Source organism: Anaerostipes faecis, assembly GCF_910574135.1.
Lineage (GTDB): Bacteria > Bacillota > Clostridia > Lachnospirales > Lachnospiraceae > Anaerostipes > Anaerostipes hominis.
On the sequence record NZ_CAJSYK010000031.1, the window covers coordinates 1 to 14,258 of the forward strand.

General features: G+C 42.7%; 13 protein-coding genes and 1 pseudogene. 6 read left to right on the forward strand and 8 right to left on the reverse strand.

All coding sequences use genetic code 11. The features are described 5' to 3' along the window. Positions 1 to 293 precede the first annotated feature (293 nt). From QGT46_RS15030 to QGT46_RS15045, 4 genes and pseudogenes are all read right to left on the reverse strand, one after another. A complete protein-coding gene (locus QGT46_RS15030; protein ID WP_334300627.1) occupies positions 294 to 929 on the reverse strand; it encodes a CatB-related O-acetyltransferase in 636 nt (211 codons plus the stop codon). A gap of 217 nt (positions 930 to 1,146) precedes the next feature. After that, on the reverse strand, positions 1,147 to 2,238 hold the full coding sequence (locus QGT46_RS15035) for a reverse transcriptase domain-containing protein (protein ID WP_148460174.1): 1,092 nt from the start codon (positions 2,236 to 2,238) through the stop codon (positions 1,147 to 1,149). 73 nt (positions 2,239 to 2,311) lie between these two features. Beyond that, a pseudogene (locus QGT46_RS15040) lies at positions 2,312 to 4,057 on the reverse strand (DUF2075 domain-containing protein). Between the two features lie 75 nt (positions 4,058 to 4,132). Next, positions 4,133 to 4,651 (reverse strand): methyltransferase family protein, encoded by a 519-nt coding sequence (locus QGT46_RS15045; RefSeq protein ID WP_148460173.1) that lies wholly within the window; start codon positions 4,649 to 4,651, stop codon positions 4,133 to 4,135. A gap of 177 nt (positions 4,652 to 4,828) precedes the next feature. On the opposite strand from QGT46_RS15045, the gene QGT46_RS15050 reads away from it, so the two are divergent. The 3 genes from QGT46_RS15050 (at position 4,829) to QGT46_RS15060 (ending at position 7,358) form a co-directional block, all read left to right on the forward strand. Next, positions 4,829 to 5,305: a hydrolase gene (locus QGT46_RS15050; protein ID WP_148460172.1), complete on the forward strand. Its 477-nt coding sequence runs from the start codon at positions 4,829 to 4,831 to the stop codon at positions 5,303 to 5,305. A 175-nt stretch (positions 5,306 to 5,480) separates the two neighbouring features. Next, positions 5,481 to 5,744: a CD3324 family protein gene (locus tag QGT46_RS15055; RefSeq protein WP_148460171.1), complete on the forward strand. Its 264-nt coding sequence runs from the start codon at positions 5,481 to 5,483 to the stop codon at positions 5,742 to 5,744. Positions 5,745 to 6,023: 279 nt separating this feature from the next. Beyond that, a complete protein-coding gene (locus QGT46_RS15060; RefSeq protein WP_148460170.1) occupies positions 6,024 to 7,358 on the forward strand; it encodes a hypothetical protein in 1,335 nt (444 codons plus the stop codon). A 2-nt stretch (positions 7,359 to 7,360) separates the two neighbouring features. On the opposite strand, the gene QGT46_RS15065 is transcribed toward QGT46_RS15060, so the two are convergent. Both QGT46_RS15065 and QGT46_RS15070 read right to left on the reverse strand, forming a co-directional pair. Further along, entirely contained in the window at positions 7,361 to 8,515 is a 1,155-nt protein-coding gene (locus QGT46_RS15065; protein ID WP_148460169.1) for a cation diffusion facilitator family transporter, read from the reverse strand. Further along, positions 8,502 to 9,896 carry an MATE family efflux transporter gene (locus QGT46_RS15070; protein WP_148460168.1) on the reverse strand — a complete coding sequence of 465 codons (1,395 nt, stop codon included), beginning with the start codon at positions 9,894 to 9,896 and terminating at the stop codon, positions 8,502 to 8,504. Before QGT46_RS15070 ends, QGT46_RS15065 begins: the two co-directional genes overlap by 14 nt. A 318-nt stretch (positions 9,897 to 10,214) precedes the next feature. On the opposite strand from QGT46_RS15070, the gene QGT46_RS15075 reads away from it, so the two are divergent. Next, on the forward strand, positions 10,215 to 11,462 hold the full coding sequence (locus tag QGT46_RS15075) for an IS110 family transposase (protein WP_148460167.1): 1,248 nt from the start codon (positions 10,215 to 10,217) through the stop codon (positions 11,460 to 11,462). Positions 11,463 to 11,678: 216 nt separating this feature from the next. Here QGT46_RS15075 and QGT46_RS15080 read toward each other — a convergent pair whose 3' ends face one another. Then, on the reverse strand, positions 11,679 to 12,239 hold the full coding sequence (locus QGT46_RS15080; RefSeq protein WP_024727624.1) for a TetR/AcrR family transcriptional regulator: 561 nt from the start codon (positions 12,237 to 12,239) through the stop codon (positions 11,679 to 11,681). 188 nt (positions 12,240 to 12,427) lie between these two features. On the opposite strand from QGT46_RS15080, the gene QGT46_RS15085 reads away from it, so the two are divergent. Then, positions 12,428 to 12,865: a MarR family winged helix-turn-helix transcriptional regulator gene (locus QGT46_RS15085; RefSeq protein ID WP_148460166.1), complete on the forward strand. Its 438-nt coding sequence runs from the start codon at positions 12,428 to 12,430 to the stop codon at positions 12,863 to 12,865. A gap of 19 nt (positions 12,866 to 12,884) precedes the next feature. After that, positions 12,885 to 13,652, forward strand: coding sequence for a sulfite exporter TauE/SafE family protein (locus tag QGT46_RS15090; protein WP_024727625.1), 768 nt, complete (start codon positions 12,885 to 12,887; stop codon positions 13,650 to 13,652). On the opposite strand, the gene QGT46_RS15095 is transcribed toward QGT46_RS15090, so the two are convergent. Then, on the reverse strand, positions 13,627 to 14,238 hold the full coding sequence (locus QGT46_RS15095) for a methyltransferase family protein (RefSeq protein ID WP_148460165.1): 612 nt from the start codon (positions 14,236 to 14,238) through the stop codon (positions 13,627 to 13,629). The genes QGT46_RS15090 and QGT46_RS15095 overlap by 26 nt on opposite strands. Between the last annotated feature and the right edge of the window lie 20 nt (positions 14,239 to 14,258).

Here is a 14,258-nt window from a genome sequence, read left to right on the forward strand (position 1 = left end):
CCCTCCCGATTTACGCACATGGGTTACGGCTACCTTTAGGGCTTCGTTGCTTTAAGTCAACTTACCCACCATGTACGCCTTAATATCGGGTTTCTGTCCGTAGGGCTACGATTTCGCTATCCCTTCTTCTCGCCTACACCTCACGATGCAAACCTTGGGAGTCGCTTACAAGTTCGTCGGTAGCTACGCCTATGTGGACTTGCACCACAGAACACGGACATGCCCGTCATACTTAAAAACCCGGTATAGCCTGTTCGGCTATACCGGGTTTAAATTTCATACTCTCCAAATGTTTAGAGTATCAGGCTTTTCAGACCTTTTATATCACCGGACTGAATATAGGGAATGGCTTCGGATATTTTTTCCACAGGCCAATTCCACCATTTGATTTCCTGTAGAAACAAGATATCTTCTTTAGAAAACCGCCTTCGTATCGGCCTTGCAGGAATCCCGGCGACAATCGTATAGGGCGGTACGTCTTTTGTCACGACTGCACGCGTGCCGATCACTGCACCATCGCCGATCGTTACACCCGCCATGATCACGGCTTCAAAGCCGATCCATACATCATTGCCCACGACGATATCTCCCTTGTTGTCCCAGGACTGTTCCGGCGTAATGCCGTGCCCCCATTCTTCACCGAACAGTGGAAACGTATAGCCGGACAGAGAAGACAGCGTATGATTCGCACAGTTCATCAAAAATTTTGCTCCGCACGCGATAGAACAAAATTTTCCGATATACACTTTGTCATGATTGATCGGATAATGATACAGCACACTATACTTCTGAAAATCTCTCGGATCATGTAAAAAATCGTTGTAAATTGTAAAATCACCGACTTCTATATTCGGACAGTCGATCACATTTTTCAAATAAATTGTCTGGCTGTCACCGGCTCTTGGATAAATTTTTTTAGTATCTGGAATAGTCATAGCACTTCTCCTATCTTTGCTTCGTGTTTTTTTAGACCATTCCAGTGACTGCAATACATAATTTCATAAAAAGTCGTCGAGTAGACTTTGTCTCGACTTTTCACTTCCTTTCATCTATATTCTCTTGCGATGAGAGGTTCAAGTCTCAAAAGCCCCTCACAGAACCGCACGTGCCCTATTAAGGCATACGGCTCTTCAATAAGCCATTCGCCTAATAAGCATTTGTTACATATATCTTTGGAGTTTCCAGTGGGTGTATCTTTAAAATCTCCCGATACTTTCTCCATGTCAGCCAGTAGGACTGGTCTCTGCGGCGCTTACTCTTCCATAGTTCCTGCCTTACATACACAAAATATTTTATGAGGCCTATATAATTCCCATAGATTCCATAGTAGCGATAGTGCCCTGTCAGTTTCACATTTAGCGTTTCTATCGTTTCAGCTATGCTTTCATGCATGTGCTCCCATATCCATTTCCTGGCTGCCTTCCGTTTCATTTTCAGCTTCTTTTTACTGGTTCTGTGCAGTACACAGTATTTCTCCCAGTGACTTACCGCATTATAGTTCGTAAATCCTAGAAAATCAAAGCTTTCTTTTGTTCCCTTGTATCTTCCAAAGGGAAGTATCCTGCTTTTATCCTCTGCGATTTCCAGTCCGAATTTCTTCAGTCTCTCAATCAGAAGCTGATAGAACTTCCGTGCTTCATTCTCATATTGGAACAGACATACAAAATCATCTGTGTAACGCACCATGTACATCTCTCCCTTAAACTCGCGCTTCTTCACATAGTCAAACCACGTGTCTAAGGTGTAGTACAGGTACACATTTGCCAGCACTGGCGACATCAGACCTCCCTGCACTGTTCCCGCTTCTGTTTCCAGCCGCTTCCCGTCTTCCATGACTCCGCCTATCAGAAACCGTTTGATATATCGTATAAAGTTCTTATCGGCTATGTCATGCTCCAGAAATTGAATCATCCATTCATGGTCGATGTTATCGAAGAAGCCTTTGATATCGGCATCCACAATATAATTTACCTTGTCTGCCATGATGTGTCTGTTTACTCTCTGGATTGCATCGTGACAACTCTTATTTGGCCGGAATCCAAAAGAAAACTCCTTGAACTTTGGCTCATATATTGCCTCAAGTATTTCCTTGAATACGCCCTGAACCACTTTGTCCTCGAATGAGGGGATTCGTACCTCACTTTCAAAAGTAGTATACCCTCTACTCGGAATAATAGCAATGCTTTCGGAATAATATTTCTCATTTATCGGAATAATATAAATTTCCGACAATCTCACTCATGATTTCGCAGGGCCACAACATCCACAGATACGATATAATCGAGAATATATTTCTATCTTCGAATTTCTCTCATCTGACAGCTTCCTCCAATGCCTTTTTCAATTCTTCATCATAAGCATAAATATACAACCCATTGACTCCCCGAGTCATCAAAACCCTTACTTCATGCTGGATCAATGTTTCTCCAAATTTCTTCATGGTATCATCTGATAATGTACGATTTCGTTTTGCTTTTTCATTAAAACTTGCACTTGGATCAAAAACAACCTTTCCATCACGATATTTTACAGAAGGCCCAAGAATTACACCTGCATAATTCAAATCGAATCCCTGTATTGTAAATGTGGATCCTACCTCATCAATGGTCTGCGGCTGTTCTGCCCAGGAAAGTGTTTTATTTTTCCGCTTTTGTTTTCTTTCCATGTCTTTTTCCAACTCACGGTTCCATGGTTTATGCCAATTACCGATCAAAACCTCCCAATATTTCTTCATTCTCTTTTCCATTGATGAATTCTTACTATATTCCCAATCATAAGTTGCAATGAGCCTGGATAGTTTATGTTCTTGTTCCCCCGCCTTTTCTTTAATTGCTTTCTCAAGCTCTGACGGCTGAGAAAAAACCCTTATTTCATATCCGGTCTTATCTTTTGGAATATCTGATATACGTTTCTTTTTTGTAAAGTCATCGATCCATGCAATTGTTTCGTCCGATGCAGTCACTCTCAACTGTTTTGTCAATTCAAAATAATTATCACTCTATTTGGCTTGCTCTCTATAACCCTTTAAAATCTGTTCTTCCCAATATTGCTCTGTCGTTAAAATTTGATTTTCGTCAAACATCACCACTGTGACTCTCGCCCTATTTATAATATCCTCAAGTTGGTTTTTTCCTTGGTATGACTGTTTTCCCTGTGTTAGCAGCAAATGAGCCTCATCAATAAATGCTACATCAACCGGCTCATCCATTGAATGATTGTTGATAAATGACGTTGGTTTGCACACAACTTCTTTTCCATCTTTATTTTTTAGAGCAAGTTTCTCAGCTATCTGTTTATAGACAGTTATCTGCTCATCATGATTTACAATTAAATAACACTGAAGATCATCTTTTTTTCGCTCCTCTGCCTTCAAAAACACCTCATAAAAGGTACTGCTGTTAAGTACAGTTTTGCCTGTTCCTGCTTCACCGTCAATGAATATAAGCTGTCCCTGTTTCTCCTTATCCAAAGCAGTAAAAACCTTCTCAATTATTTTTTCTTTTATCTCTTCCTGCTCCTGTGTTAGCTTATGTAAGGGGGAGGCTTTAAATAAAGCGGAATCTTTTATCTCACTCTCTGCAGGAAATAAAACTTCATCTTTTTTTCTTAAATTGTTCCAGATTTTTCGGAAGATAGCATTTGCTTCACAATCGGGATAATATCTGTTCTGAGGATTTGTCCTCTTATTGTGCATTCTTTTAACAGATTCTGCTCCCATCATATAATGCATTAAACGATTTTCAATATCCAGGGTAAAAGATTTATTGAAATGACCATACCCGATAATATATAAACTAGATGTTTTCTTTTTCAGTTGATACTGCCATTTTGATTTATCCCCCGATTGATCAAAATGCTGCTTTGTCCTCTGGATCACATTATTCGACTCCCCAACATACACCTCATAACCTTCTCCCTTTTTCCAATCATGAATATAAACTGTCGGGTAATCAAACAATACTTCTTTTTCCAAAATTTTATTTTCTAATTTCTCCTGTAAAGTTTGTAAACTATTTAGATCATCATCTATCTTATACACAATAGGTTTCAAGTTCATTCCTTTGTATGGAGTTTATAAAAACGCAACCCCTACATTTCCTTTCTTGTAAAATACATCATTTTTATCAATGCCCTACAGATATCTTCTAACATTCTTCATATAGCTTAAATACTCATCTCCAAATTTATGAATACACCATCTTTCCTCAGAAATAATGATCCAATGTGTGGATATTTGAAATATAAAAAGTGCAAGGAATAACAAAATAGAACGAGTCAAAAGGACACATCCTAAAAAATATATATAATATCCGATATACATTGGATTTCTGGAAACCTTATATATTCCATTTGTATTTAATCCACTTTGTCTAGGCTTAGCAAAAGCAATGGTTGAAATTGTAAGAATGCCAATACCTGCAGCATATATTATTAGGGCAATAAAGGATAGCAGAGTACCAATCCTTATTTGTAATAAAAAAGAATATAAGAAAATAAAAATATTTGAACATTGATAAAATAAGTATGCCGTCCTCTCTCTGCCCTCCAACGGAGCAAAAAAAGCGGCACGGCTTAATGCTTCTTTGTTTATTTGTCCTAACAGGATAAATCTTATGAAAAAAAGTGGTACCATCAGCAGAAATGCGTTCATTTTATTGTAATTCCCCTCTTGAAATTCTTTCTCCTTAAATTCTAATATCTTCCTATATGAATGTCAAACCCAAAACCGTCATAAGATCCCGTCCTTCGCTGTTTTACTTTCCCCATCTCAAGTGCTAAAATAAAACCAAAGCAAATGATAAAACACCATATCAGCAAGGGAGGTCGTATGGAAACAACAATAACACGTGATGAAGCCTTTAAGCTTCTAAAGAAATATAATAAAGAACCCTTCCACATCCAGCACGCACTGACAGTGGAGGGTGTCATGAGATGGTATGCCAATAAATTGGGTTACGGACAGGAGGAAGACTATTGGGGCATCACCGGACTTCTTCACGATATTGACTTTGAATTATATCCGGAGGAACACTGCCAAAAGGCCCCGGAACTTTTGCGGGAAGGCGGCGTAGGGGAAGATATGATACGTTCTGTCTGTTCCCACGGCTATGGGATCTGTTCTGACATCCAGCCGGACCACCAGATGGAGAAAGTCTTATTTGCGGCAGGCTGCTCCCGGGATGTGATCTCCCAGGGCGCCCAAAGTCTGGGCTGGGAGTTAAACGAGCTCTTTGAGAAAACAATTCTGGCCATGCGCTCCTGCGAAGATTCTATCCAGCAGGAAATGCAGAAATACGAACAATAGGAGGTGATTCTTATGTGTATTAATAAAAAAAGAAAAGCAGATGAAAGTCTCCATGCAGGGCCTAGGAATTTCCTATGGAATAAAAGAAGCGCCGTCTGCATGGAGTAAAAGGCGCTTTCATATTCTTAACGGCCTTGTTTCCAAAAGCAATAATGTTTAAGGAGTGAGACCAATTATGAATTATAAAAATGCAGCTTCCATTCTTCCCGCATCCCTTTTGGAACAGCTTCAGAACTATGTACAGGGAGGTTATCTGTACATACCTAAAAAAGAAGACCAGCATAAAAAATGGGGCGATGAGACAGGGAGTCGGACCAGGACTTCCCAGCGCAATCAATGTATCCGAAAGGATTATCATTCAGGGATGTCCATAGAAAAACTGTCAGATACATATTTTCTTTCCGTACATACCATTCGAAAGATTGTATACGGCAGATGAATAAGCTGAAAACATCTGAAAAAGCAGTGGATATCTATCACTTGATATTCACTGCTTTTCTGAATGGACGGCTATCTTAAATATACCCAAATAACAAAATCCCGTCTCATTCCCTTCCTATGGTAATCTGCTTCATAAGTATACCCACAGGGCACACCGTATTTCATACCCTTCGGGTGTACGCGCTTCGCGCGTTAAGGTATAAATTGTTTCTGTATGATTTTGGATATTGAAGGCTCTTTCCACTTCTGTTATCTTTTGATACAGGAGGTGTTACTCATGAAACAAAACCAAAACACTGCTTCTTTCGGATTTGCCGAAACTAATATTACCCCGGATGGTCCGGTCCAGCTGGTAGGGTTTCCGAGAATTGATAATCAATCCAGAGGAATCCTTCATTCATTAAATGCCCAGATCCTCATCTTCAGATCCCAGGAAGAAACCATCTGCCTGGCTGCTGTGGACAGCCTGGGTTTTACCGTGGAGCTGACCCTGAAGCTAAGAAAAAAGATTGCCAGCGTTCTCAATATTACAACAGATAAGATCATGGTCTGTTTTTCCCATACCCATTCTGCACCTAATGCAGCGGAGGAACCCGCTTACTTTTCCTTTGTATGTGATCGGATATGTATCGCAGCAAAAGAGGCAGAGAAACAAATGAGACCATTTCATGCGGCTTGGGGAATCGGGGATCATTTGATCGGGATCAACCGGAGATCAGATACATCCGCTGAAGAACCCCGGCTTGGGATTTTAAAACTGGAGGATCCGGATGGGAAACCGGCACTGCTTCTTCTCAGAGTGTCAGCCCATGCCAATGTGCTCACAAGCGACAATTATAAGGTTTCTTCCGATTATTTCGGCCTTACAAGGCAGAAGCTTTCCAATGCTTTTGAATGCCCTGTTATGATGGTCCAGGGGGCATCCGGAAATCTCCGGCCAAGATTTCAGCAGGAAAATGCAGATTTTATGGAAATCCAGGGTGTGGATGCTTTAGAGAAGCCGTACACTGACTTTGAAAAACAGAAGTATTTTCAGCAAAGTCTAGATGCATTGGAGAACATGGCAGACTCTGTCCTTTCCTCCGTCGCGCCAGTTTTAAAAAAATTAAAGACAGAGCCGGTCCGCAGGCTGGCAATGTTTTCTGTAGATCATCCGTTTGCAGCTGATGTCCCTTCCTTGGAACAGGCCGAGGAAATCGCAGAGGAAGCCGAAACTGAAGCTGGTATAGACGGAAACGGATGGCTTATGGAAGTCCGCAAACTCCGCGAACAGCATATATTTACGCAGACAGCGGACATTGAATTTCAATATTTTATGTTAAATGACGGCTGTTTCTGCGGTGTTGCAAATGAAATCATGTGCGAGATTTCACTGGATGTGTGGCAGAAATCCAAGAATCCACTCTTTTTCCTGAACGGCTACACCAACGGGGTAGACAGCTATCTGCCCACTGCCGAAGAATATGACAAAGGCGGCTATGAGGTTCTCTGGTCTAACCTGATCTACTATCCGTATCATGGCAGAGTCATGGCGCTGAACCGAAACTCTGCCGGACAGATGGCTTCCTTTGCCATATCTGACCGCAGTCATTTTCTGGACATGAACCCTTAGCCCTATCCCTTCTGTTTTTTAGATTTCTTCAGAGTCTTCCAGGACCGGATATGGTTATTTTCCACAAAAGGACTTAGTTCCAGCTGATATTGGGTTCCGGCCTTTCCTGCTGTCTGTCTGAGTTCTTTTAAAATCATATCTTCCTTCTTCTGGAGGGAAATAGGAACACAAAGGTCTGCCGTGATCAGGGTATGTTCTCCTGCCCTGATAAAACGGCAGTTTGTAAGCTCCAGCAGCGGATGGATCTCTTCTGCTTTTTCATTAAGGTCTTTTCTTAGTTGTTTTATTTCGTTGGACTCTTTTGCCGCAATCCCGGCCTGAACCGTACAGCTGCAGTTGTACTTCTGCTCAAGCATCAAAGAAAGTTCCAGGGCTTTTGTATAAATACCGCTGTCCTTACCCAGTATTTTGACGGAAACGATGTAGTGCTTGAGGCCGTAGTCATGGATGTTTAGTCCATAAAAACATGCAACGCCTTCCTGCTTTGATATGATATCCTCAATCTCCTGCAAAACACTACCCTCCGGCTGTGTTCCGATCACTTTTTCTACGATCTCTGTAAAACTTTTCAGGCCGTTAGCCAAGATGAGGACTGCAACCCCTATGCCGCACCACCCGTCAATATTCCACTCAGTGAACCTTGTGACGAAAGCAGAAATGAGGACTGTTCCTGTCGCAAAGGCATCTGATAAAGAGTCCTTAGACACGGCTTTTAATGTTGCTGACTCCATGGCAAGACCAGCCCTTTTTTGATAAAAGTACATCCATATCTTTACTGCCGCAGAGAGGAACAATACAAAAAACACGGCGGTTTGATAGTCCGATTGCTGTCCTCTGTATAAGGCTGAAACCGATGTTTTTAACAATTCAAATCCTATGGTGATCACGGAGGCTGACGCCAGCATTCCAAGGAGCCACTCCAGCCTGCCGTGTCCGTATGGATGGTGTTTCCCCGCGCCGCAGCCTGCCGCCCAGAGGCCGAACATGGTCACGGCCGTTGTTCCCACATCCGTTAAGTTGTTCCACCCGTCCGCCGTCACGGTCACGGAATGGCTGACAGCTCCCGCTGTGAACTTTAGGATACTCAGAAAAAGATTTAAGACAATGCCCAAGACGGTCAGCTGGAAAAGGCTGGCGCCTTTTTTATCCTTTTTCATGTATACACTCCTCCCCGGAACCAGGTGCCGTCTTCTTTGAGCTGATCCCAAGTATTTCGTTCATGTTCCAAGCAAACCACAAAGTCACCAGGGCCGCACATACATCAGCCGCCGGCTGGGCCCAGACGATTCCTGAAAGTCCAAACAGCCTCGGAAGCACAAGGATCAGCGGAAAGAAAAAGATTCCCTGTCTTCCCAGGCTTAAGATACTTCCTGCGCCGCTTTTTCCGACGGAGAGATAGAGAGACGCATACACCATCTGGAATCCGAAGGTCAGCAGTAAGACTGCATTAAAACGCAGAGCCCGGCCGCCCAGCAGGATCATCTGCGGATCAGTGCCAAAAAGTCCGATCAGCTGTCCGGAAAAGAGGAAGCAGACGGCCGACATGAGAATACAAAAGCTGGTGGACCAGAAACAGCAGAGTTTTACCGCCTCTTTCAGCCGGTCATACTGTCCGGCTCCGAAATTAAATCCCGCAAATGGCTGGAATCCTTTCATAAAACCAAACACTACATAGATCCCAACGGTCATAATCCTGCTGACTGCGCCTATGGCAGCCACCGCGTAATCCCCGTATGCTTTTGCCGCAGTATTAGTCAGTCCCAATGCGATACTGGCAAAGAGCTGGAATACCAGTACAGGAATCCCTATTTTTAATATCTCACAGTAGATGGCTTTGCCGGGTGTCATGTTCCTGACAGACAGGTGCAGAAGCCCTTTTCCTTTCATCAGGTAAACCACGTACATGGAGGAATTGACGCACAGGGAGATTACCGTGGCTGCTGCCGCTCCCCGGATCCCCATGTGCAGTCCATAGATCAGCAACGGATCCAAAATAACATTGAGGATACTTCCGGTCATCATGGCTGCCATTGTAAACCGGGTTGCGCCCTGGGCTGTCAGGAGATTGTTCATTGTTACATTAAATACATTGAGAATCGATCCGGTCACATAGATGAGAGCATAATCCCTGGCATAGGGCAGAATGGTCTCTGTAGCGCCAAGTGCGGATAATACCGGTGTCAAAAAGATCAGGATTCCGGCAATGACAGCACCTCCCGTCAACAGTCCTGTAAACAGAGCCGTGGAGGCCGTCCGGTCAGCCAGCTCATACTCTTTTGCCCCAAGCAGCCTGGATATATAGGACGATGCTCCTGCCCCGAACATCATTCCAAGTCCGATCACCAGCTGGACAATAGGGAAGACCACAGAGACAGCGCCCATCTGGCTGGTACCCAGTCCTCCGACAAAATAGGCATCCACGGCGTTGTAAAGGGCAGAGATCAGCATTCCAATCATGGTCGGGATGCCAAGTTCTAACAGCGCTCTTGCCACCGTCTCCTCCCCCAGAAGATAATTGTTTTTTTTCGCTTCTTTCATTTTTATATCCATTCCTTTCGCTTCGCTCAAGGCACAAAACGTTATGAAAAACGTTGGCTTCGAGCGGTTTTCTTATTATAATTCTTGTCATAGGGATACTCGCTACACTACAAATCACGGGGAGGTGAGTGGGCTGTCCTTATATTTGGATGACCGTATTTTTATATGTGTAGAATGCTTTTTCAAGCACAAATAAGTGTGACTCGATCACGTAACCTTATCTTTGTTAAAACAATCTCGTTTTAATGCTAAGCATTCAGTCAATGCCGTCTACTCCCTATAATTCTTTAGAACATGTTCGTTTAGAAAGGAGTCCCTATGGCTTTAAAAATTGTGTATCAAATCTGTTGTGGGATTGATGTACACAAGACTTTCGCCGTTGCCTGCATCGCTTCCACCAACAAGCAAGGTGTCACCACCTACAAGCGTCATCGCTTTTCTACCTTCACACAAGGGTTGAAAATGCTGTTACAATGGCTGCTCGAAAATAATTGTAAGGATGTCTGTATGGAATCTACCGGTAAATATTGGATTCCTGTTTACAATGTACTGGATAAAGACTGTACGATTGTTCTTGCTCATCCTAAATATGTTAAGGCTATCCGTGGTAAAAAAACTGACAAGAAAGATGCGAAATGGATTGCTGACCTGTTTAAGCATGACCTTGTTGCCGGAAGCTTTATGCCCCCTGCCGATATCAGGCAGCTCCGTGACCTGATGCGCTATCGTTACAAACTGACCTGCTTTATGTCCAGCGAGAAGAACCGCCTTCAAAACTGTCTCACGGTTTCCAACATTCAACTGGCTTCCGTTGTCTCAGACACTTTTGGTAAAAGTTCTATGAGGATTCTGGATAAGATTCTGGAAAATCCCAAAGACGTTTCTTTTGACATTGAACCTTTAATTCATGGCTCTATGAAGAATAAACTTCCTGAATTAGAGCTCGCCATTGACGGATTTATTTCCCCCGAACAGGCTGGTAAATTAAAGGTTATCAAAAAACACTTTGGGAACCTTGAATCCCGGAAAGCAGAGTTAGAAGAACTGATTCTTGCGCTCGCCAGTCCCTATCAGCAAGAACTCGACCTAATCCTAACCGCTCCATCCTTTAAGAACGCCTTTACCGCAATCGGCATTATCTCTGAAATCGGCGTCAACATGGAGGCTTTTCCTTCAGCGAAACACTTATGCTCATGGGCTGGACTTACGCCAACCAACAATGAAAGCGCAGGGAAGAAAAAATCTGTCCGGGTATCCAAAGCCGGATGCTATATCAAGCCACTTTTAGTTCAATGTGCTAATTCTGTGGTAAAAAGTGAAAAGCATCCTGAAATCCGTAACCGCTATCTGCGTTTAAGAAAACGCCGTGGTCACAAGAAGGCTATCATCGCTGTTGCGAGAATGCTCCTAACAGCATTATACAACATGCTGAAAAATAAGGAACCCTATAATGCTGAACTTTACCGAAAAAGCGATGTTCTTCCTGTAAATCGTGAAATCACGGTAGAACAGGCAGTCTTAATGGCACAGTTTCAAGGATATAAAATCAAGTCAGCTACTGAATAAACCTTAACTTTGCCACATATTCAATTTTTAAATGACCACCGCAAGATGGTCTTGTTGTGATGCGATTTAGGGTGATGGATACCCTCTACTATTCTTTTTCAACCTTCTTACCTCCAAATTTTTTATTTATCTGAACGGATCCAAAGACCGTACAAATCCTACTCAGTTCAATATTGAACATATATTCAGCATTGTTCAATAAAAAAAGGAACCGGTTTAAAAACCGATTCCCTGTAAATACATTTTTGATATCTTGTTTAATAGCTTCATGGCCCACTCCTCGCTTTCATAGTGGTATGCGATCTGCAATAGTGCATCTAAAAAATTATTGGCTATGATGTGTACAAACACTGGATCGTAATGCCTGCACAGATCCCGGTGCGAGTTCAGATGGCCCTCGATCTCACAGACCAGGTTTTCCTTTTCACACTCATATTTTGTCTTAGTGCTTTTATCCATCATAATGATAAACTCTCTGTGGTGTCTGAAAAGACTTCTGATACAGTCCTCTTCCATCTGGCTCAGATACTGGTAATTCTGATGGTCCGATGATCCGCTGCCTTTCATGACCCGTTTCCAGTCAAAATGCACCGGGCGGAGGACTTCATCAAACAAAGCCTCTTTATTTTTATAATAAGAATAAATGAGACCAGCCGGTATCCCGGCTCTGTCAGCGATACTGCGCATGGTCGTCCGGACATATCCGTTTTCATAAAACTCCTCCAGGGCCGCATGGAGAATCCCCTGCCGGATCTCTTCTTTTAAGACTTGAGCCATAATCCCTCCTAATATTGAACTACCATTCAATATTATAATATATCTGATTCTTTGTCAACGGTGATTCCTAATAGAACTATATCTAAACCGTGTCATCCCGACATATTTTTTAATTTATTGACAGCTTGCGCCCAAATAGTTATAATTAGAACTGTTATAAAAATAACTTATATTAGAAAGGAATGTTTATGCAGAATCATGTTTTGACCTATGCAAACCATTTTAAGCATTTGTACCGGCAGACATTCCAGCCTTTGTCGGATCAGTACGGACTTTCGCAGCTGGAAATTGATGTCTTGCTTTTTCTAAAAAATAATCCAATGCATAATACTGCCAAGGATATCTCCGTCATGAGGGGCTTTGCCAAATCCAATGTCTCGAAGGCCGTGGAATCTCTCAGAATGCAGAGGTATCTCACTTCTTCTCCGGACCCTGTAAACCGGAAGGTGCACCGGCTGATCCTATCTGCTGATATGAAAGACCGGATTAATGCCCTGGCTGGCTGTCAGGAACAATGCTTTGCACTTTTGCTGGATGGTTTTTCTAAGGAAGAACGGGAAAAACTCCAGGAGTTTTTCAGCAGGATCGATGATAATATCACAAAGTCACTGAAAGAAAAAAAATAACAAGTATGAGGTAACGATTATGTTATATAAATTTATCATTTGTTTTTTGGCAGGAATCGGCGCGGGGCTGGGCACAGGTTTTGCCGGTATGAGCGCAGCCGCTGTCATCAGTCCCATGCTCATCGCCTTTCTCGGAATGAATCCTTACATGGCAGTGGGCATTGCCCTGGCAAGCGATGTGTGTGCCAGCGCTGTATCTGCCTATACCTATGGCAAACATAAGAACCTGGATATTAAAAACGGATTGGTCATGATGGCCTCCGTGCTATGCTTTACTTTAGTTGGGAGCTATATTTCAAGCCTTGTACCAAGCACAGCCATGGGCGGTTTTTCTACTTTCATGACCTTGCTGCTTGGAATTAAGTTCCTCGTCCGCCCGGTCATGACCACAAAAAGCAGCATGGAATCTGTGAACGCAAAAAAGAGATTCCTTCAGTCTGTCATCTGCGGTGCTGTTGTGGGATTTATCTGCGGTTTCGTCGGTGCAGGCGGAGGTATGATGATGCTTCTTCTGCTGACCAGTGTCCTGGGATATGAGCTGAAGACTGCCGTAGGCACCAGCGTCTTCATCATGACTTTTACCGCGCTGACCGGTTCTTTAAGTCATTTTGCCATCGGAGGACGTCCGGACATGTTAAGCCTGATATTCTGTGTATTAAGTACCTTCCTCTGGGCCAGGGTCGCAGCCAAATTTGCCAACAAAGCTTCAGCCATTGTATTAAACCGTGCCACCGGAGCAGTTCTCACAGTACTTGGACTGGCTATTGTTGCTGTGAATTATTTTTAGACAATCGGAAGGAGGACTTTCTTCCAAAGTATCGGTAAACTTTGTTTTTATAATTGATATAGTCATTTCCAAAGACCTTTGGTAAATACTGCTCTTCTTGTAATATCTGCAGATGAAGCATTATAATTGCAAAGACAGAAAAAATGAGTAGTATTGGATTAAAAAACATGAGCAGCAATCCTATGTATACACAATCAAACCCCAGAAAGGCCGGGTTCCTGCTGATTTGATAGATTCCGCTTGTTACGATTTCAGTTTTATCATTCTCTGCGATCCCGGCCCTCCAGCTGTCTTTCATTGTCTTTACCGAAATAAAAAAGATCACATCTCCTGCCACAGCAAGTATCATGCCTCCCAGTAAAGCCAGCTGGGGCAATTGCTGTTTCACTGTAAAAATACTGATAACTTCCGCTGCCACAACGGCATAGGCAGCTGTCTTCATCAACAGTTCTATATAATAACCTTTTCCCTTTGTTTTGTTTTTGGCCATCTGGTCCGTTACAATCCCTTTCCTCTTTTGTAACATCATCTTCCCAAGATAGACCGAGTAAAAAACTCCAAGTATCATAATCCCAACAATCTTCATATTATTCTCCCTTTCCAATT